This is a genomic window from Micromonospora sp. DT233 (genome assembly GCF_049841815.1).
In the GTDB taxonomy this organism is placed as follows: domain Bacteria; phylum Actinomycetota; class Actinomycetes; order Mycobacteriales; family Micromonosporaceae; genus Micromonospora.
Window position 1 is genome coordinate 106,505 of sequence record NZ_JBNCLB010000002.1, and the last position, 18,340, is coordinate 124,844.

Sequence of the window (18,340 nt, forward strand, 5' to 3'; positions counted from 1 at the left end):
CAGCCCAGCGCTTGCTCGGTCAGCCCAGCGCCTGCTCCAGATCGGCGAGCAGGTCGTCGACCGTCTCGATGCCGACAGACAGTCGCACGAGATCGCCGGGAACTTCAAGCGGCGAGCCGGCCGCACTTGCGTGTGTCATCCGGCCCGGGTGCTCGATCAGGGATTCCACGCCGCCGAGGGACTCGGCGAGCACGAAGAGCTTCGTCCGGTTGCAGATCTCGATGGCGTGCTCCTCGCCGCCGGCCGCCCGGAACGAGATCATGCCGCCGAACCGGCGCATCTGCTTCGCGGCCACCTCGTGACCGGGGTGCGACGGCAGGCCCGGGTAGATGACCTGACCGATCTTGGCGTGCCCGTCCAGGTACGCGGCGATCCGCTCGGCGTTGTCGCAGTGCCGGTCCATCCGTACGCCCAGGGTCTTGATGCCGCGTAGGGTCAGCCAGGCGTCGAACGGGCCGTTGATCGCGCCCATCGCGTTCTGGTGGTAGCGCAGCTCCTCGCCGAGGTCCCGGTCGGCGGCGATCAGCGCGCCGCCGACGACGTCGGAGTGCCCGCCGACGTACTTGGTGGTGGAGTGCACGACCACGTCGGCGCCGTGGGCGATCGGCTGCTGAAGGTACGGCGAGGCGAAGGTGTTGTCCACCACCAGCAGCGCCCCGGCCTCGTGGGCGACGGCGGCCAGCGCGGCGATGTCGGCGATGCCGAGCAGCGGGTTGGTCGGCGTCTCCACCCAGACGACCCGGGTGACGCCGGGTCGGATCGCGGCCCGCACGGCGTCGACGTCGGAGATCTTCGTCGGGGTGTACGACAGCCCCCACCGCTGCGTCACCTTCGCGAAGAGCCGGTACGTGCCGCCGTACGCGTCGTCGGGGATCACCACGTGGTCGCCCGGCTTGCACACCGCGCGCAGCAGGGCGTCCTCGGCGGCCAGGCCACTGGCGAAGGCGAGCGCGACCGGGCCGCCCTCCAGCGCGGCGAGGCACTCCTGCAACGCGTCCCGGGTGGGGTTGCCGGAGCGGCTGTACTCGTAGCCCAGCCGGGGCGCGCCGACGGCGTCCTGGGCGTAGGTGCTGGTCTGGAAGATCGGCGGGATCACCGCGCCCGTGCGGGCCTCCGGGTCCTGGCCGGCATGGATGGCGAGCGTCTCGAAGCCGTGATTCATCCCCCAGACGTTAGTCGGTGCACAGGGGCTGCCCCGCCGCAACGCCTCCGGGGTCTGGGCGTTCCCCTCGCTCCCCGACACCGCCCGGCGCGGCGCGCGACGCACGGGCGGGGACGGGCCGGGCGCACTAGCCTGGCCGGATGGACAGGGCGGGCGGGTGCGTGTTCTGCGGGATCGTGGCCGGCGAGGTCCCCGCGTTCCGGGTCGCCGACACCCCGGACGGGGTGGCGTTCCTCGACACCCGGCCGGTGTTCCGGGGGCACGTGCTGGTGGTGCCGCGCGCCCACCTGGTCACCCTGGCCGACCTGCCGGCCGAGGCATTGCCGGGCTACTTCGGGCTGGTCCAGCGCCTCGCCGTGGCGGTGCAGACGGGTCTGGGTGCCGGCGGCACCTTCGTGGCGATGAACAACCTGGTGTCCCAGTCGGTGCCGCACCTGCACACCCACGTGGTGCCGAGGACGAAGGGCGACGGCCTGCGGGGCTTCTTCTGGCCGCGCACCCGCTACGCCGACGACGCCGAGGCGGAGTCCCACGCCGCCCGCATCGCCGCGGCCCTCTGAGCTGGTACGGCCCCCCGTGCTCCGCCTGGGTGTGGGTGAAGTGGGTAAGGAAGGGGCAGCCGGCGGTGTTACAGGCTGCAGAGGTACGAGAGGAGTTCCACCGTGTTCCTGCGCCGAATGAAGTCCGAGTTGCCCACCCCCGACCAGGCCCTGCCGGGCCGCCTCATCGCGATGCCGATCGCCGACCGGCACGAGGTGTTGGGCACCCCGCTCAAGGGTCCGTTCCCGGAGGGCGCGCGGGTCGCGGTCTTCGGAATGGGCTGCTTCTGGGGTGCCGAGCGGCTGTTCTGGACGCTGCCGGGCGTGCTCACCACGTCCGCCGGCTACGCGGGCGGGGTCACGCCGAACCCGACGTACGAGGAGGTCTGCTCGGGCCGGACCGGGCACGCCGAGGTGGTCCAGGTGGTCTACGACCCCACGGTGATCAGCTACGAGGACCTGCTCAAGGTCTTCTGGGAGAACCACGACCCGACCCAGGGCATGCGCCAGGGCAACGACGTGGGCACCCAGTACCGGTCGGCGATCTACGTCACGGGCGACGATCAGCTCGCCGCCGCGCAGGCGTCCCGGGACGCGTTCGCGCCGATCGTGGCGCGGGCCGGCAAGGGCGAGATCACCACGGAGATCGAGCGGCTCGGCGACTACTACTTCGCCGAGGACCAGCACCAGCAGTATCTCGCACCCACCAAGAACCCGAACGGGTACTGCAACCACGGGCCGAACGGGCTGAGCTGCCCGGTCGGCGTGGCCCGTACGGCCTGAGCGCCGGCACCGCGCGGCCGGCGGGGCATCTCCGCCGGCCGGCGGGGCGGGGTCCGCCGGCCGTGCGGGCTTTGTCACATCGCCGGCGCCCGGGATCCGCCTCAGAGGGCCGGGTGGCCGGCGAGGATCGGCGGATGGAGAGCGGGGCCGCGCGGAGGGGCGCGCATTTTAGCAACCGCGTAACCGCATCGACATCATCTCAACAGGCGAACCGCGCTGACCTCTGGCAGCATTGTCTGTCATGTGCGGACTGGCTGGGGAGTTTCGCCGTGACGGCTCGCGGGCCGACGTCGCGGCGGTGGAGCGCATGGCGGCCACGATGAGCGACCGGGGCCCGGACGACAGCGGGGTGTGGTCCCAGGGGCCCACCGCCCTCGGGCACCGCCGCCTGAAGATCATCGACCTCTCGGCGGCGAGCTGCCAGCCGCTGGTCGACTCGGCGGCCGGGCTCACCGGGGTCTTCAACGGCTGCATCTACAACTACCGTGAGCTGCGCGAGGAGCTGCAGGCCAAGGGCCACCGGTTCTTCTCCGCGGGCGACAGCGAGGTGGTCGTCAAGGCGTACGCCGAGTGGGGGCTCGACTTCGTCGACCACCTGATCGGGATGTTCGCCGTGGCGATCAGCGAGCGGGACACCGGCCGGCTGGTGCTGGCCCGCGACCGGCTCGGCATCAAGCCCCTCTACGTGGCGGAGTCCCCGGGGGCGGTGCGCTTCGCCAGCACCCTGCCGGCGCTGCTGGCCGGCGGCGGCGTGGACACCAGCATCGACCCGGTGGCGCTGGCCCACTACCTGAGCTTCCACAGCATCGTGCCGCCGCCGCGCACGATCCTACGCGGGGTCGCCAAGCTCCCACCGGCCACCGTCCGGGTGTACGAGGCCGACGGCAGCACCCACGAGCGGCTCTACTGGGACCCGGCCTTCACCCGGCGCGAGGAGCGAGCCGGCTGGTCCGCCCGCGACTGGGAGGACGCGCTGCTGGAGTCGCTGACCACGGCGGTGCGCCGCCGGATGGTCGCCGACGTGCCGGTGGGCGTGCTGCTCTCCGGCGGGCTGGACTCCAGCCTGGTGGTGGCGCTGCTGGCCGGCGAGGGCCAGCGCGGCCTGTCGACCTTCAGCATCGGCTTCGACGCCGTCGGCGGGCGCTCCGGCGACGAGTTCGTCTACTCCGACCTGGTGGCGCAGCGCTTCGGCACCGACCACCACCAGATCCGGGTGGCCGCCCGGGACCTGCTGCCCCCGCTGGAGGCGGCGGTGGCGGCCATGAGCGAGCCGATGGTCAGCCACGACTGCGTGGCGTTCTACCTGCTCAGTCAGGAAGTGTCGAAGCACGTCAAGGTGGTCCAGTCCGGGCAGGGCGCCGACGAGATCCTCGGCGGCTACCACTGGTATCCGCCGCTGGCCGGCGTCGACCGGGAGCGGGCCGTCGACACGTACGCGAAGGCGTTCTTCGATCGGGACGCGGCCGGGCTGGCCCGGGTCCTCGACCCGGCGTGGCTGGCCGACGGCGACCCGGCCCGCGAGTTCGTCGCCGCCCACCTGGGGCGGCCGGGGGCGCAGACGGCGGTCGACGCCGGCCTGCGCATCGACACGCAGATCATGCTGACCGACGACCCGGTGAAGCGGGTCGACAACATGACCATGGCGCACGGGCTGGAGGCGCGGGTCCCGTTCCTCGACCACGAGTTCGTGGAGCTGGCCGCGAGCTGCCCGCCGGAGCTGAAGCTGGCCCAGGGCGGCAAGGGCGTGCTCAAGGAGATCGGCCGCCGGGTCCTGCCGCACGAGGTCATCGACCGGCCGAAGGGCTACTTCCCCGTGCCGGGCCTCACCCACCTCGAGGGCAAGCTCCTCGACCGGGTACGCGACGCGCTGCACGCGCCGCAGGCCCGCCGCCGCAACCTGTTCCGCACCGAGTACGTCGACGCGCTGCTGGCCGACCCGAACGCCGAACTCACTCCGTTGAACGGAAACAAGCTGTGGCAACTGGGACTCCTGGAAATGTGGCTCCAGAGCCACGGAATCGACTGACCGTGGGCGACACATCGGCGGCCGACGTGGCGGGCACCGGCGGCGAGCCGGGCCCCGGCCGACGGCGCGAGCGGGTGGGGCCGGGCGGCGACCCGATGGCACCGGTCGGCGGCACCGACCCGGAGCAGCCCGGCGGCGACGGCGTCGACTCCGAGCGCCCGGCCGGGGGCGACGGCGTGGTGCTCGACTGCGGCTGGGGGCGGCTGGTCTTCGGCCAGACCTTCAGCGACCAGGCGGCGGTGGCGGCGGTGCTGCGCTCGGAGGCCGCCGGCGCCCGGGACATCTGCATCTACCTGCGCGACCCGCACGTGCTGGTGTCCCGGCTGCACGACGAGTTGTTCATCGACCCGTCGCTGACGTACCGGCTGCGGTTGCGACCCGCCGGGGCGCCGGCCCAGCGGCAGCCCGCCGCCGAGCCGGGCGAAGGCGAGCGCGACGGCGACGGCCGCGGCGACGGCGACGACCAGGGCGGCGTGCCCGGCCTGCGGATCCGCACGCTGCGCGACGCCGACGACGCGGACGCGGTGAACCGGATCTACGCCCGCAACGGCATGGTCACCGCCCCCGTCGACGTGCTGGTCGCCAACGCCCGCACCGACCGGTTCCTGCACCTGGTGGCCGAGGACGCCGCCGGGGAGCTGGTCGGCACGATCACCGGCGTCGACCACGTCGCGGTCTTCGCCGACCCGGACAACGGGGCCAGCCTCTGGTGCCTGACCGTGGACTTCAACACCGCCCCGCCCGGCACCGGCCAGGCCCTGCTCACCGCGCTGGCGGCCCGCCTCACCGCGCGCGGCCGGGCCTTCGTCGACCTGTCGGTGCTGGCCGCGAACACCGGGGCGATCCGGCTGTACGAGCGGCTCGGTTTCTACCGCACCGCCACGCTCTGCGTGAAGCGGAAGAACCCGATCAACGAGCGCCTCTTCCTGCCGTCGACCCCGCCCGGGTACGACCGGCTCAACCCGTACGCGAAGATCGTCGCGGACGAGGCGATGCGCCGGGGCATCCGGGTGGAGGTCACCGACCCGGAGTGGGGCGAGCTGCGGCTGAGCAACGGCGGGCGGGCGGTCGTCACCCGCGAGTCGCTGTCGGAGCTGACCTCGGCGGTGGCGATGAGCCGCTGCGACGACAAGCGGGTGACCCGGCGGATCCTCACCGAGGCGGGCCTGTCGGTGCCGCGCGGGCGCACGGCCACCTCCGACGACGCCGACGCGGCGTTCCTGGCCGAGGTGGGCCGGGTGGTGGTGAAGCCGGCGCGCGGCGAGCAGGGCAACGGCATCACCGTCGGGGTACGCACCCCGCAGGCGCTGACCGCCGCCGTCGCGCTGGCCCGGGGCTTCTGCCCGGACGTGCTCATCGAGCAGATGCGCGACGGCGAGGACCTGCGGGTGATCGTCATCGACCACGAGGTGGTCGCCGCGGCCATCCGCCGGCCGGCGCAGGTCACCGGGGACGGCGTGCACGACATCGCCGAGCTGATCGAGCGGCAGAGCCGCCGCCGGGCCGCCGCCACCGGCGGCGAGTCCCGCATCCCGGTCGACGACATGACCCGGGACGTCATCGCCGAGGCCGGGTACGCGCTGGACGACGTGCTGCCCGAGGGGACCGTGCTGGCCGTCCGCCGCACCGCGAACCTGCACACCGGCGGCACCATCCACGACGTCACCGAGGAGCTGCACCCGCAGATCGCGGAGGCGTGCGTGGCGGCCAGCCGGGCGCTGGACATCCCGGTGACCGGCCTGGACCTGCTGGTCGGCGCGCCGGACCAGCCCGAGCACGTCTTCATCGAGGCGAACGAGCGGCCCGGCCTGGCCAACCACGAGCCGCAGCCGACCGCCGAACGCTTCGTCGACCTGCTCTTCCCCGGCACGCGGGCACCGCAGCGTCTCTGGACCCCGGCGGGTGCGGCAAGCTCTCAGGCATGACCGCACGCAAACCCGTTCCGCTGAAGATCGACCTGGATTACCTCCGTCAGGTACTGGTGGAGTTGTTGGAGATCCCGAGCCCGTCGGGGCGCACCGACCACGTGCAGCAGTACGTCGGGGAGCGCCTCTCCGCGCTCGGGATCACCTCCACGCTGACCCGGCGTGGCGCGCTCGGCGCCTGCCTGCCCGGCCCCCGCGAAACCGGCGCGGACCGGGCGATCGTGGTGCACACCGACACCATCGGCGGCATGGTGAAGCGGCTCAAGGAGAACGGCCGGCTGGAGCTGATGCAGATCGGCACGCACAGCGCCCGCTTCGCCGAGGGCGCGCACGTGCGGATCTTCACCGACAGCCTGGACCGGGTGATCACCGGCCAGGTGCTCCCGCTCAAGGCCAGCGGGCACCGCTACAACGAGGACGTCGACCTCCAGGGGGTCGGCTGGGAGCAGGTGGAGGTCCGCGTCGACGAGCCGGTGGAGGACGCCGCCGGGCTGCGCGCCCTCGGCATCGACGTCGGGGACTTCGTGGCGTTCCTGCCCAACCCGACGGTCACCCCCGGCGGGTACGTCAAGTCCCGGCACCTGGACGACAAGGCCGGCGTGGCGGCGGTGCTGACCGCGTTCAAGGCGATGGTCGACGCGGACGTCACCCCGGCGGTCACCGCGCACCTGCTGGTCACGGTCACCGAGGAGATCGGGCACGGGGCCAGCCACGGCCTCGACCCGGACGTCGCGGAGATCGTCTCGGTGGACGCGGCGGTCGTCGCCCCCGGCCAGCAGTCCCGGGAGAACGCGGCCACCCTGGCGATGGGCGACGGCGTCGGCCCGTTCGACTACCACCTCACCCGCAACCTCGCCGCGATCGCCCGCGAGCACGACATCGACCTGGTCCGCGACGTCTTCGAGTTCTACCGCTCGGACGTGGCGGCGGCGGTCGAGGCGGGCGCGCACGCCCGGGTGGCCCTGCTCGGCTTCGGGGTGGACGCCACCCACGGCCACGAGCGCACCCACCTCGACGGGCTCAGCCAGCTCACCCAGCTGCTCTGCCTGTACCTGCAGAGCGACCTCGTCTTCCCCGAGTGGGACGCCGAGCCGGAGGGCGACCTGGCCGACTTCCCGTCGCTGGCGGTGCAGCCGGCCAGCGACGAGGGCCCCCGCGAGGGCCCGATCGGCATCGCCGACGCGTAACCGCCCGCACTGGTCCCGACCGCCGCCGGCCCTCGCGCCCCACGGCCGGGCCGAGTCCGGCACCGGCCGCGCGGGGTTGTGATCGAAATCCGTTGCCGAGGGGCCGTGGAAGTGGTTAACGTGGCGGTACACGTGAAGGGAGGTGGTCCAGACTTGTATAGCAATCGGACTCGTGAGGTGGCTGTCCGCTAGCCGCTGTCCTCGACAGTGAAAACTCGTCCGCCGCGAGGCGGACATGCACGATCGTCGAGACCGTGTGGCAGCGGTGCGGCGAATCCACGACAGCCACCCGACCCCCGGGGTGCCGGCCAAGTCCAGCCGGCCCGCGCGCGAGCGCGGAGAACCCCGGGGGTCGCTCCATGCTCACCGGGGGCACCGTGTCGATGCGCGAACTGGTGGTCCTCGGGACGGCCAGCCAGACGCCGACCCGGGCCCGCAACCACAACGGGTACGTGCTGCGCTGGGACGACGAGGTGATCCTCTTCGACCCGGGCGAGGGCAGTCAGCGCCAGCTCCTGCACACCGGCGTCACCGCCACCGACCTGACCCGCATCTGCGTCACCCACTTCCACGGCGACCACTGCCTCGGCCTGCCCGGCACCATCCAGCGGCTCTCCCTGGACCGGGTGCCGCGCCCGGTGGCGGTGCACTTCCCGGCCGGCGGGGCGGAGTACTTCGCCCGGCTGCGGCACGCGTCGAGCTTCCACGAGACCGCCGAGCTGGCCGTCGAGCCGATCAGCGCCGACGGGCAGCGGATCGCCCTGGGCGTCGGCACGCTGGAGGCCCGCCGGCTGCGGCACCCCATCGAGACGTACGGCTATCGGCTGGTCGAGCCGGACGGCTGCCGGATGCTGCCGGAGCGGCTGGCCGCGTACGGCGTCGCCGGGCCGGCCGTCGGGGAGCTGCTGCGCGTCGGCCACCTGGACGTCGGCGGGCGGCGCGTGACCCGCGAGGAGGTGAGCGTGCCCCGGCCGGGGCAGCGGTTCGCGTTCGTGATGGACACGGGGCTCTGCGACGGGGTGTACGCCCTCGCCGAGCGCGCCGACCTGCTGGTCATCGAGTCGACGTTCCTGGCCTCGGAGGCCGCGCTCGCCGCCGAGGTCGGGCACCTCACGGCCGGCCAGGCCGCGCGGGTGGCGGCCGAGTCGGGGGTACGCACGCTGGTGCTCACCCACTTCTCCCAGCGGTACGCCGACGCCCGGCGCTTCGCCGACGAGGCCCGCGAGCACTTCGACGGCGACCTGGTGATCGCCGAGGATCTGGCCACCGTGCCGGTCCCGCCCCGGCGGGTAGCCTCGGGCGGGTGACGATCATCCTCCGGCGGGCGACCGTCGACGACCTGCACGCGGTGGGGGCGCTGCACCAGCGTTCCCGGGTGGCGGCGTACTCGTCGTTCCTGCCGCCGCAGGCCCTGGCCGATCCGACGCCGGAGGCGATGGGGGCCTACTGGGCGGAGCGGTGGGGCTGGGAGCGCGACGACCACGTGATGACCGTCGTCGAGCGGGACGGCCGGCTGGTCGGGTTCAGCTACGTCGGCCCGGACGACGGCGACGACCCGGCGACCGGCCTGCTCAACGCCATCCACCTCGAGCCGACCGAGCGGGGCCGGGGCACCGGCCGGGCGCTGATGGCCGACGCGCTGGCCACGATGCGGGGCCGGGGCTGGCGTCGGGGGGTGCTCTGGGTGCTGGAGCGCAACACGGCGGCGCGGGGGTTCTACGAGCACGGCGGCTGGCGACCCACCGGCGAGCGCCGCGACGAGTACATCGGCGCCCACCCCACCCCTCAGCTCCGCTACGCCCGCGAAGTGTCGTGACGACGAAGGGCACCTCACCATCCGAGCCGCGATGGGAGGTGCCCTTCGTTGCCTGCCTAGTGGGAACCGAGGTGGGCCAGCAGGTCCTGGCGGGTCAGCACGCCCTTGGGCTTGCCGTCGACCAGCACCAGCGCCGCGTCGGACTTCTCCAGCATGGCGACCGCCTCGCTGACCGGCTGGCCGCCGCCGATCATCGGCAGCGGCTCGGCCATGTGCCGCTCGATGGTGTCGTGCAGGTGCGCCTGGCCGGTGAAGAGGGCGTCGAGCAGGTCCCGCTCGGCGATCGAGCCGGCCACCTCGCCGGTCACCACGGGCGGCTCGGCCTTCAGCACGGGGAGCTGGGAGACGCCGTACTCGCGCATGTAGTCGATGGCGTCGCGGACCGTCTCGGTCGGGTGCACGTGCACCAGCTCGGGCAGCCCGCCCGGCTTGCCGGCGAGGGCGTCGGCGACGGTCGGCTCGCTGCCGGAGTTGTCCAGGAAGCCGTACCGGGCCATCCAGGTGTCGTTGAAGATCTTCGACAGGTAGCCCTTGCCGCTGTCGGGCAGCAGCACCACGATCACGTCCTCCGGGGCGGCCCGGCGGGCCACCTCCAGGGCGGCCACCACGGCCATCCCGCAGGAGCCGCCGACCAGCAGCCCCTCCTCGCGGGCCAGCCGCCGGGTCATCTCGAACGACGCCTTGTCGGAGACCTCCACGATCTCGTCGGCGACGCTGCGGTCGTACGTCTCGGGCCAGAAGTCCTCGCCGACCCCCTCGACCAGGTACGGCCGGCCGGTGCCGCCGGAGTAGACCGAGCCCTCCGGGTCGGCGCCGACGATCTTCACCCGCCCCGCGGAGGCCTCCTTGAGGTACCGGCCGATGCCGGAGATCGTGCCGCCGGTGCCCACCCCGGTCACGAAGTGGGTGAGCTCGCCGCCGGTCTGCTCCCACAGCTCCGGGCCGGTGGTCTCGTAGTGCGAGCGCGGGTTGGCCGGGTTGCTGTACTGGTCGGGCTTCCACGCCCCGGGGATCTCCCGGGCCAGCCGGTTGGAGACGTTGTAGTAGGAGCGCGGGTCCTCCGGCGCGACGGCGGTCGGGCAGACCACCACCTCCGCGCCGTACGCCCGCAGCACGTCCTGCTTGTCCTGGCTGACCTTGTCGGGGCAGACGAACACGCACCGGTAGCCCTTGAGCTGGGCCACCAGGGCCAGCCCGACGCCGGTGTTGCCGCTGGTCGGCTCGACGATGGTGCCGCCGGGCTTCAGGATGCCCGCCTCCTCGGCGTCCTCGACCATCCGCAGCGCGATGCGGTCCTTGACCGACCCGCCCGGGTTGAGGTATTCCACCTTCGCGAGCACGGTCGCCCGGATGCCCTCGGTGACGTTGCGCAGCCGTACCAGCGGGGTGTTGCCGATCATCTCGACGACGTTGTCGTAGTACTGCACCTCGTTGTGCCCTTCGTTGCGGCACCGGCGGCGGGGCGGCCGGGCAGACGGTCGGTCGACGCTCAGGGTACGTGTCGTCAGGGCGTCACATGCCCGGGGATGACGGACGCGCGACGCCGTTCCCACTCCAGGAACCGCTCGGTCTCCGCCAGCACGCTGCCGGCCAGCCAGGTGACCATGACGGCGTCGTCGGCCAGGCCGAAGAGCGCCAGCGGGATCTCCGGCAGCAGGTCGATCGGGGAGACGATGTACGCCGTCGCCGCGGTCATCAGCGCCAGCCGGAGGCCGCCGTCGTACTCGCCCTTGGTGGTGGCCCTGATCATGCGGGGCAGCGCCGCCAGCCGGGTGCCCAGCGACGGCCCGCCCCGCGCCCCGGCGGTCAGCGCCCGGGCCAGCGCCGTGAAGGCCGCGCCGCGTTTCAGTGATTTCCCCATGTCCGGTTCCCCTCGTCGCCCGCCAGCGTGCGGTGTCGACGCAAGTGGTACCCGAAACGGTCGACTTCCAGCCCTTCCCCGGCCGTCACGACGACAGCGCCATGTCGGTGCGGCGCGATAATCTCGCAGTATGGGGGTCGCTGTTTCCGTCGCACCGGTTGGTTCGCGCTGGCAGCACGCCCGGCGGGTCGCCCGCCTGGCGGCGATCGGCACGGGCGCCACCGCCGCTGCCGCCGTGGCCACCGGCGGCGTGCTGCTCGGCCAGGCCCGGCAGGCCCGGCGCACCATTCCGGCGGCCGAGGCGCCACCGCCGCGCTGCGACGGCGTCTACGGCGCGAAGCTCCCCGGCCGGGCCCTGACCATGGTCGTGCTCGGTGACTCCGTGGCCGCCGGGTACGGCGTGCACCGCCGCCGCGAGACCCCCGGCTCGCTGCTGGCCACCGGGCTGTCCCGCCGGCTGCACCGGCCGGTGCGGTTGCGCCGCTTCGCCGTGGTGGGCGCCATCTCCCCCGGCCTGCGGCCGCAGGTGGAGTCGGCGCTGGAGTTCGAGCCCGACGTGGCGGTCATCCTGATCGGCGGCAACGACGTCACCAACCGCACCCCGCCGGCGCTGGCGGTGCGTTACCTGGTCGACGCGGTCCGGGCGCTGCGCGCCGCCGGCTGCGAGGTGGTGGTCGGCACCTGCCCCGACCTGGGGGCGATCCAGCCGATCCGGCCGCCGCTGCGCTGGCTGGCCCGGCGGTGGAGCCGGCAGCTCGCGGCCGCGCAGACGGTGGCGGTGGTCGAGGCCGGCGGCTGGACGGTCTCCCTCGGCGACCTGCTCGGCCCCCGGTTCGTCGCCGAGCCGACGCGGATGTTCGCCTGGGACCGGTTCCACCCCTCCGCGGAGGGGTATGCGATGGCCGCCGCCGCGCTGCTGCCGACGGTGCTCTCCGCGATCGGCGCGGGGGCCGAGAACCGCCCTGGCCTCGACCGCGTCCAGGGCGTACGGTCGCTGCCCGAGGCCGCCCAGGAAGCGGCCCGCAACGCCGGCACGGAGGTCAGCGCCACCCGGGTGCGCGGGCGCGACCGCGGTCCGGCCGGCCGGTGGGCGCAGCTGCGTCGACGGGCCTTCTTCGGCGTCGGCGCGGTGCCGCAATCCGGCCCGACCGCCGACACACCCACCCTGGAGGGACGGCCATGACCGAGCAGAGTGGCAGCCACGACATGGGGTTCGCCGTCCGGCTGGGCCGGGCGGCGGCCCTGTCCCTGATCGCCGGGACGATCGGCGGCGCGGCCGTCCTGGCCGGTGAGGCGTTCGTCGCCCGCCACCGCCCGTATGCCCAGCCGGAGCTGGGGTTGGCCCTGCGCGCCACGGTGGGGCGGGCCGGTGCGCCGCCGCTGCGGCTGGTGCTGCTCGGCGACTCGTCCGCCCTCGGGGTGGGGGTGGCCCGGCTCGGCGACACGGTCGGCGGGCACCTCGCCCGCCTGCTGGCCGAGGGGCCGGCCGGCCGCCAGGTGCACCTGACCAGCGTGGGTGTCTCCGGTTCCCGCTCGGTCGACCTGGCCACCCAGGTGGCGCGGGCCCTGCTGGGGCCGCGCCCCGACGTGGCGGTGATCCTGATCGGTGCGAACGACGCCACCGGGCTGCGCCGGCCGGCGGAGGCCGGGGGTTACCTCGGGGCGGCCGTGCGGCGGCTGCGCGAGGCGGGCGTCGAGGTGGTCGTGGGCACCTGCCCCGACCTGGGGGCGGTCCGGGCGATCGCCCCGCCGCTGCGGCACCTGGTCGGCTGGTCGGGCCGGCGGATCGCCCGCACGCAGACCGCCGCCGTGCTCGAGGCCGGGGGCACGGTCGTCGACCTCTGCGCCGAGACCGGCCCGGTGTTCCGGGCCGACGCCGGCACCTTCTGCCACGACGGCTTCCACCCGTCGGCCGACGGGTACCGGGTGTGGGCGCACGCACTGATCCCGGCGGTCGCCGCCGCCGCCAACGCCACCTCCCGCCACTGACCCACCCCACCCACCCCCCACCCCACCCCACCCCACCCACCCCGCCCACCCCGCCCACCCCGCCCGGCCCACCCCACCCACCCCGCCCCCCGCGTCGATCAAGAGGTTTGCGTCAGCCGGACGCCGTTTCTTGACACAAACCTCTTGATCGACGCGGGGGTGGGGGTGGGGTGGGGTGGGGTGGGGTGGGGTGGGGTGGGGTGGGGTGATATTTCCCGGGGGGCTGGCGCTTCCGCGCGAAGTTACCGGCGAGTTAACGTGGGGTCATGCCGACCGAGTCGTCCCGCGACGCCGTCATCGTCGCCACCGCCCGCTCCCCCATCGGCCGGGCGCACAAGGGTTCCCTGCGTGAGCTCCGCCCCGACGACCTCGCCGCCACCATCGTCCGGGCGGCCCTGGACAAGGTCCCCCAGCTCGACCCGACCGAGATCGACGACTTCTACCTGGGCTGCGGCCTGCCCGGCGGCGAGCAGGGCTTCAACATGGCCCGGGTGGTCGCCACCCTGATGGGCCTGGACGGCCTGCCCGGCGCCACGGTGACCCGCTACTGCTCGTCCTCGTTGCAGACCACCCGGATGGCGATGCACGCGATCCGGGCCGGCGAGGGCGACGTCTTCATCTCCGCCGGCGTCGAGATGGTCTCCCGGTACGCCCGGGGCAACTCCGACGGGCTGCCGCCGGAGGCGCAGGCGCTGGTGGGTGGCGGCTGGGAGAACCCCCGCTTCGCCGCCGCGCGGGAACGCTCCGCGCAGCGCGCCCAGGGCGGCGGGCAGGAGTGGACCGACCCGCGCGCCGCCGGCGAACTGCCCGACATCTACCTGACCATGGGGCAGACCGCCGAGAACCTGGCCCAGGTGCACGACGTGAGCCGCGCCGACATGGACGCCTTCGGCGTACGCAGCCAGAACCTCGCCGAGAAGGCGATCGCCGACGGCTTCTGGGCCCGGGAGATCACCCCGGTCACCACGCCCGACGGCACCGTGGTCGGCACCGACGACGGCCCCCGGGCCGGGGTGACCCTGGAGGGCGTGGCCGGGCTCAAGCCGGTGTTCCGCCCCGACGGCCGGGTCACCGCCGGCAACTGCTGCCCGCTCAACGACGGCGCGGCGGCCGTGGTGATCATGAGCGCCCAGCGCGCCCGGGACCTCGGTCTGACCCCGCTGGCCCGGATCGTCTCCACCGGCGTCACCGCCCTCTCCCCCGAGATCATGGGGCTCGGCCCGGTCGAGGCGTCCAAGCAGGCGCTCGCACGGGCCGGCATGAGCATCGACGACGTCGACCTGGTCGAGATCAACGAGGCGTTCGCCGCCCAGGTGATCCCCTCCTACCGGCAGCTCGGCATCCCCGAGGAGAAGCTGAACGTGATGGGCGGGGCGATCGCCATCGGCCACCCGTTCGGCATGACCGGGGCCCGGATCACCGGCACCCTGCTCAACGCCCTCGACTGGCACGACAAGACCATCGGTCTGGAGACCATGTGCGTCGGCGGCGGCCAGGGCATGGCCATGGTCCTGGAGCGCCTGAGCTGAACCCGGGTGCCGCAGCCGGGCCGGGTTCCTCGCCGGCCCGGCTGCGGCGCACCCGGCTGCCGGGTGGCGGTCGAAGCGCGCCGGCCGTCCGCTGCGGGGCCGACGCGCGCCGCCGGCCCCGCAGCGGCGCCGACGCGCGAGAAGTCAGAGGGCGGCGCGGGTCGCCGTCACCTCGGCGGCGGCGCGGGCCAGCGCCTCGGCGGGCGGGTCGGCGGCCAGCAGGTCGGCGGTGACCACCCGGAGCTGGTCAGGCAGGGCGAGGTCGTTGTCGAGGCGGGGCACCGTGCGCCGGGGCCGGCCCTCGGCGTCCGCGCCGAGGTTGGCGAGCTCCTGCACCAGCCGATGCACCAGGTCGGCCCGGGACACGTTGCCGCCACCGGCCGTCGCCGCCCAGCGCGGCTGCTGCCAGTGCCCGACCTGGCCGACCAGCAGTTCCACCGACCGACCCAGTTCCGCTGCGCTCACCGCCTGAGTCTACGAAAGCGCCGCCGGAGTCCGGGTAAGCCCGCCCGAGCCCACGAAAGCGCCGCCGGAGTCCGCGAGACCGTCAGCGGCGCAGGTAGCTGAGCAGCCGCAGCAGCTGCCAGTAGAGGAAGACCAGCCCGGCGAGCAGCCCGAACGCGCAGTACCAGGCGTACCGGCGGGGCAGGCCGGCGCGCACCGAGCGCTCGACCAGGTCGAAGTCGAGGATGAAGCTGAACGCGCCGGCCAGGATCGCCACCACCGAGAAGACGTACGGCAGCCAGCCCACCTCGGCGGTCAGGCTGTACACCTCCAGCCCCTGCCGGCCGGTGACCAGGTAGGCGACCAGGTTGACCACGCTGATCGCGAGAATCCCGATCAGGGCGCCGCCGACCAGCCGGGCCAGCCGGGGGGTGGCCCGCACCACCCGGGAGCCGTAGAGCAGGGCCATGCCGAGGAAGACGCCGAAGGTGCCCGCCACGGCCTGCACCACGATCCCCGGGTAGACCAGCTCGAACGCCCGGCTGGCCACCCCGAGCAGCAGCCCCTGCAGCACCGCGTACCCGGCGATCAGCACCGGGTTGGTGCTCCCGCGCAGGGAGATGACCAGCGCCAGGGCGATCGTCGCCAGGGCGGAGCCGGCCAGTGCGGCGGAGATCCATACCGCCTGCGGGACGACGAACCAGGCCACCGCCGCCGTGGCGGCCGTGAGCAGCAGCAGCCCGACGGTGCGGGCCACCACGTCCGCGACGGTCATCGGCTCGTCGCCGGCCGCCCCGAGCACCTGACGTTCCCGGCGGCGGGTGTCGTCCAGCCGGGTCAGCACCGGGTTCGCACTGCGCACCGTCACCTCCTGGCCGACGTACCCCTCGCAGTCACTCTGCCCCGGCGGGGCCGGCGGCGGCGGGCAAACGCCGACCCCGCTGCGGCGCGGGCGGGCCCGGAGACGACGGCGCCCGCCGCCGCGGGTCGCGGGGGCGGGCGCAGTCGTCGGCGGCGCAGGTCAGTCGTCGCCCTGGAAGTAGCTCAGCAGGCGCAGGATCTCGATGTAGAGCCAGACCAGGTTGACCAGGATGCCGAACGCGGCGGTCCAGGAGTAGCGCCGGGGCAGGCCCATCCGGATGCCGCGCTCGATCTCGTCGAAGCTGAGCACGAAGCTCAGCGACGCGACCACGATGCAGACCAGGCTGAAGCCGATGGCCAGCGGGCTGCCGTCGCGCAGGCCGGTGTTGACGCCGAAGAGCGCCAGCACCAGGTTGACCAGCATCACCGCGAAGAGGCCGACCATCGCCGCGACCACGCCGCGGACGAACTTCGGCGTCGCCCGGATGACCCGGGCCCGGTAGAGCATGGCCATCAGGAAGAAGACGCCGAAGCTGGCCACCACGGCCTGGAGCACGATGCCGTCGTATAGCGAGTTGAACGCCTTGCTCACCATGCCGACGAAGACGCCCTCGACGACGGCGTACGTGACGACCAGCGCCGGGTTCGCCATCCGGGAGAACGAGATGATCAGGCCGAGCACGAGGCCGACCACCGCCGCGCCGATCCAGGCGACGCTGAGCAGCCGGTCCGGGACGAGCACCCAGGCGGCGGCGGCGGAGACGCCGAGGATGCCCAGCAGGGCGACGGTCTTGACCACCACGTCGTCGATCGTCATCGGCGTCACGGTGGGCGGCGCGGCCGGGTAGCCCGGCGCGCCAGGGTACTGCTGCTGCGGATAGCCGGGCTGCCCGTAGGGCCCGGCCGGGGCGTACCCGGCGGACCGCTCCCGCTCGGCCGCTTGGCCGAGCCGGGCGAGCACCGGGTTCGAGGTCTTCACTGTCTGGCCTCCCTCAGGGGGTCGTCGCACGTCTACGTGCCCTCCCAGGGTACGGCCCAGGGCCGGGTCGCCGCCGATCACCAAGCTGAAGGGAAGCTGAGAGTGTCCGGCGGGGGCTACGGGCGCAGGGCGGCGACCGTCAGCTCCGTGGCCCGGGAGAGCAGCTTCTCGTCGTACTTGGCGTCGGGCTCGTCGCGGCTGGAGAGCAGCGCGATGACGATGGGCGCGCCGCCGGGGGGCCAGACGACGGCGATGTCGTTGCGGCTGCCGTACCCGCCGGAGCCGGTCTTGTCGCCGACCTGCCAGCCGGCCGGGACGCCGGCCCGGACGAGCCCGTCCCCGGTCGTGTTCGTCTTGAGCCACCCGATGAGCAGCGCGCGGTCGTCGTCGGCGAGCGCGTCGCCGAGGACGTACGCCCGCAGGTCGGTGGCGAGCGCCCGGGGGCTGCTCGTGTCGCGCTCGTCGCCCGGGGTCGCCTCGTTGAGGTCGGTCTCGATGCGCACCGGGTTGGTCACCTGGTCGCCGAGGCCGCGCAGCGCCCGCGCGAAGCCGGCCGGGCCGCCGAGCCGCGCCAGCAGCAGGTTGCCGGCGGTGTTGTCGCTGTAGCGCACGGCGGCCTCGGCCAGGTCGCGCAGGGGCATCCCCTGCCCCGCGTGCCGCTCGGTGATCGGCGAGTACTGCACCAGGTCGGCCTTGGTGTAGCGGACCACCCGGTCCAGCTCGGCGGGGGTGGTCGCCGCCAGCACCGCCGCGGCGGCGAGCGCCTTGAACGTCGAGGCGTAGGCGAAGCGCTCGTCGGCGCGGTGCTCCACGGTGGCGCCGGTGCCGGTGTCGACGGCGTAGACGCCGAGCCGGGCGTCGAATTCCGCCTCCAACGCGGTGAAGTCCGGCTGTGCCACGGGCGTCGGCGCGGCACCGGACGCGGCGGGACTCGTCGGCTCGGTCGGTGCCCCGGGGGAGTTGGTCGACGGCGAGCAGGCGGCGAGCCCGGCGAGCACCAGCAGGGCGGCGACCGCCCGCCGGAGCCCGGTGCTGCGGCCCGGACGCCCCGGCCCGACGCTTCGATGATCTCGTTGGAAGGGTGACGTCATGTGCCCGGGGCGGGGGTCGAACCCGCACGCCTTGCGGCAGCCGCTTTTAAGGCGGCCGTGTCTGCCTTTCCACCACCCGGGCGGGCGGCCCGCGCGCCGGCCTTCGGCGTGCAGTGCCACCGTAGCGGTTCCATGACGTCCCGGCGTA

17 protein-coding genes and 1 tRNA gene are annotated in these 18,340 nt (G+C 73.9%); 10 read left to right on the forward strand and 8 right to left on the reverse strand.

All coding sequences use genetic code 11. The annotated features are described in order from the left end of the window. Positions 1–19 precede the first annotated feature (19 nt). A complete protein-coding gene (locus ACLQ2V_RS04595) occupies positions 20–1,162 on the reverse strand; it encodes a cystathionine gamma-synthase (protein WP_425717100.1) in 1,143 nt (380 codons plus the stop codon). A 140-nt stretch (positions 1,163–1,302) separates the two neighbouring features. On the opposite strand from ACLQ2V_RS04595, the gene ACLQ2V_RS04600 reads away from it, so the two are divergent. From ACLQ2V_RS04600 to ACLQ2V_RS04630, 7 genes are all read left to right on the forward strand, one after another. Continuing rightward, the gene (locus ACLQ2V_RS04600) at positions 1,303–1,722 is read left to right on the forward strand and encodes an HIT family protein (RefSeq protein WP_425717101.1); all 420 of its coding nucleotides are present in this window, start codon (positions 1,303–1,305) and stop codon (positions 1,720–1,722) included. A 102-nt stretch (positions 1,723–1,824) separates the two neighbouring features. Beyond that, a complete protein-coding gene (msrA, locus tag ACLQ2V_RS04605; protein WP_425717102.1) occupies positions 1,825–2,484 on the forward strand; it encodes a peptide-methionine (S)-S-oxide reductase MsrA in 660 nt (219 codons plus the stop codon). A 241-nt stretch (positions 2,485–2,725) separates the two neighbouring features. Next, the gene (locus ACLQ2V_RS04610; protein WP_425717103.1) at positions 2,726–4,510 is read left to right on the forward strand and encodes an N-acetylglutaminylglutamine amidotransferase; all 1,785 of its coding nucleotides are present in this window, start codon (positions 2,726–2,728) and stop codon (positions 4,508–4,510) included. A gap of 2 nt (positions 4,511–4,512) precedes the next feature. Further along, a complete protein-coding gene (ngg, locus tag ACLQ2V_RS04615) occupies positions 4,513–6,435 on the forward strand; it encodes an N-acetylglutaminylglutamine synthetase (RefSeq protein ID WP_425717104.1) in 1,923 nt (640 codons plus the stop codon). Next, the gene (locus ACLQ2V_RS04620; RefSeq protein ID WP_425717105.1) at positions 6,432–7,622 is read left to right on the forward strand and encodes an osmoprotectant NAGGN system M42 family peptidase; all 1,191 of its coding nucleotides are present in this window, start codon (positions 6,432–6,434) and stop codon (positions 7,620–7,622) included. The genes ngg and ACLQ2V_RS04620 overlap by 4 nt, the downstream gene beginning before the upstream one ends. 377 nt (positions 7,623–7,999) lie before the next feature. Then, complete coding sequence (locus ACLQ2V_RS04625) at positions 8,000–8,929, forward strand: ribonuclease Z (RefSeq protein ID WP_425717720.1); 930 nt, start codon at positions 8,000–8,002, stop codon at positions 8,927–8,929. Continuing rightward, positions 8,926–9,438 carry a GNAT family N-acetyltransferase gene (locus ACLQ2V_RS04630; protein WP_425717106.1) on the forward strand — a complete coding sequence of 171 codons (513 nt, stop codon included), beginning with the start codon at positions 8,926–8,928 and terminating at the stop codon, positions 9,436–9,438. Before ACLQ2V_RS04625 ends, ACLQ2V_RS04630 begins: the two co-directional genes overlap by 4 nt. A 56-nt stretch (positions 9,439–9,494) precedes the next feature. Here ACLQ2V_RS04630 and ACLQ2V_RS04635 read toward each other — a convergent pair whose 3' ends face one another. Further along, a complete protein-coding gene (locus tag ACLQ2V_RS04635) occupies positions 9,495–10,865 on the reverse strand; it encodes a cystathionine beta-synthase (protein ID WP_425717107.1) in 1,371 nt (456 codons plus the stop codon). A 77-nt stretch (positions 10,866–10,942) separates the two neighbouring features. Continuing rightward, positions 10,943–11,299 (reverse strand): YkvA family protein, encoded by a 357-nt coding sequence (locus ACLQ2V_RS04640; protein ID WP_425717108.1) that lies wholly within the window; start codon positions 11,297–11,299, stop codon positions 10,943–10,945. Between the two features lie 130 nt (positions 11,300–11,429). Between ACLQ2V_RS04640 and ACLQ2V_RS04645 the strand changes: the two genes are divergently transcribed. The 3 genes from ACLQ2V_RS04645 to ACLQ2V_RS04655 all read left to right on the forward strand — a co-directional run bounded on the left by ACLQ2V_RS04645 (position 11,430) and on the right by ACLQ2V_RS04655 (position 14,817). Continuing rightward, positions 11,430–12,482 (forward strand): SGNH/GDSL hydrolase family protein, encoded by a 1,053-nt coding sequence (locus tag ACLQ2V_RS04645; RefSeq protein ID WP_425717109.1) that lies wholly within the window; start codon positions 11,430–11,432, stop codon positions 12,480–12,482. Continuing rightward, positions 12,479–13,288, forward strand: coding sequence for an SGNH/GDSL hydrolase family protein (locus ACLQ2V_RS04650; protein WP_425717110.1), 810 nt, complete (start codon positions 12,479–12,481; stop codon positions 13,286–13,288). The genes ACLQ2V_RS04645 and ACLQ2V_RS04650 overlap by 4 nt, the downstream gene beginning before the upstream one ends. Before the next feature lie 266 nt (positions 13,289–13,554). Beyond that, positions 13,555–14,817 (forward strand): acetyl-CoA C-acetyltransferase, encoded by a 1,263-nt coding sequence (locus ACLQ2V_RS04655; RefSeq protein WP_425717111.1) that lies wholly within the window; start codon positions 13,555–13,557, stop codon positions 14,815–14,817. 144 nt (positions 14,818–14,961) lie between these two features. Here the strand turns inward: ACLQ2V_RS04655 and ACLQ2V_RS04660 are convergent, their stop codons facing one another. The 5 genes from ACLQ2V_RS04660 to ACLQ2V_RS04680 all read right to left on the reverse strand — a co-directional run bounded on the left by ACLQ2V_RS04660 (position 14,962) and on the right by ACLQ2V_RS04680 (position 18,274). Next, positions 14,962–15,282 (reverse strand): hypothetical protein, encoded by a 321-nt coding sequence (locus ACLQ2V_RS04660; protein WP_425717112.1) that lies wholly within the window; start codon positions 15,280–15,282, stop codon positions 14,962–14,964. Between the two features lie 82 nt (positions 15,283–15,364). Then, positions 15,365–16,123 carry a Bax inhibitor-1/YccA family protein gene (locus tag ACLQ2V_RS04665; RefSeq protein WP_425717113.1) on the reverse strand — a complete coding sequence of 253 codons (759 nt, stop codon included), beginning with the start codon at positions 16,121–16,123 and terminating at the stop codon, positions 15,365–15,367. A 159-nt stretch (positions 16,124–16,282) separates the two neighbouring features. Continuing rightward, positions 16,283–17,101, reverse strand: a complete 819-nt coding sequence (locus ACLQ2V_RS04670; RefSeq protein ID WP_425717114.1) for a Bax inhibitor-1/YccA family protein — start codon at positions 17,099–17,101, stop codon at positions 16,283–16,285. A 116-nt stretch (positions 17,102–17,217) separates the two neighbouring features. After that, positions 17,218–18,192 (reverse strand): class A beta-lactamase, encoded by a 975-nt coding sequence (bla, locus tag ACLQ2V_RS04675; RefSeq protein ID WP_425717115.1) that lies wholly within the window; start codon positions 18,190–18,192, stop codon positions 17,218–17,220. Between the two features lies 1 nt (position 18,193). Next, positions 18,194–18,274 (reverse strand) — tRNA-Leu (locus tag ACLQ2V_RS04680). Positions 18,275–18,340: the final 66 nt, after the last annotated feature.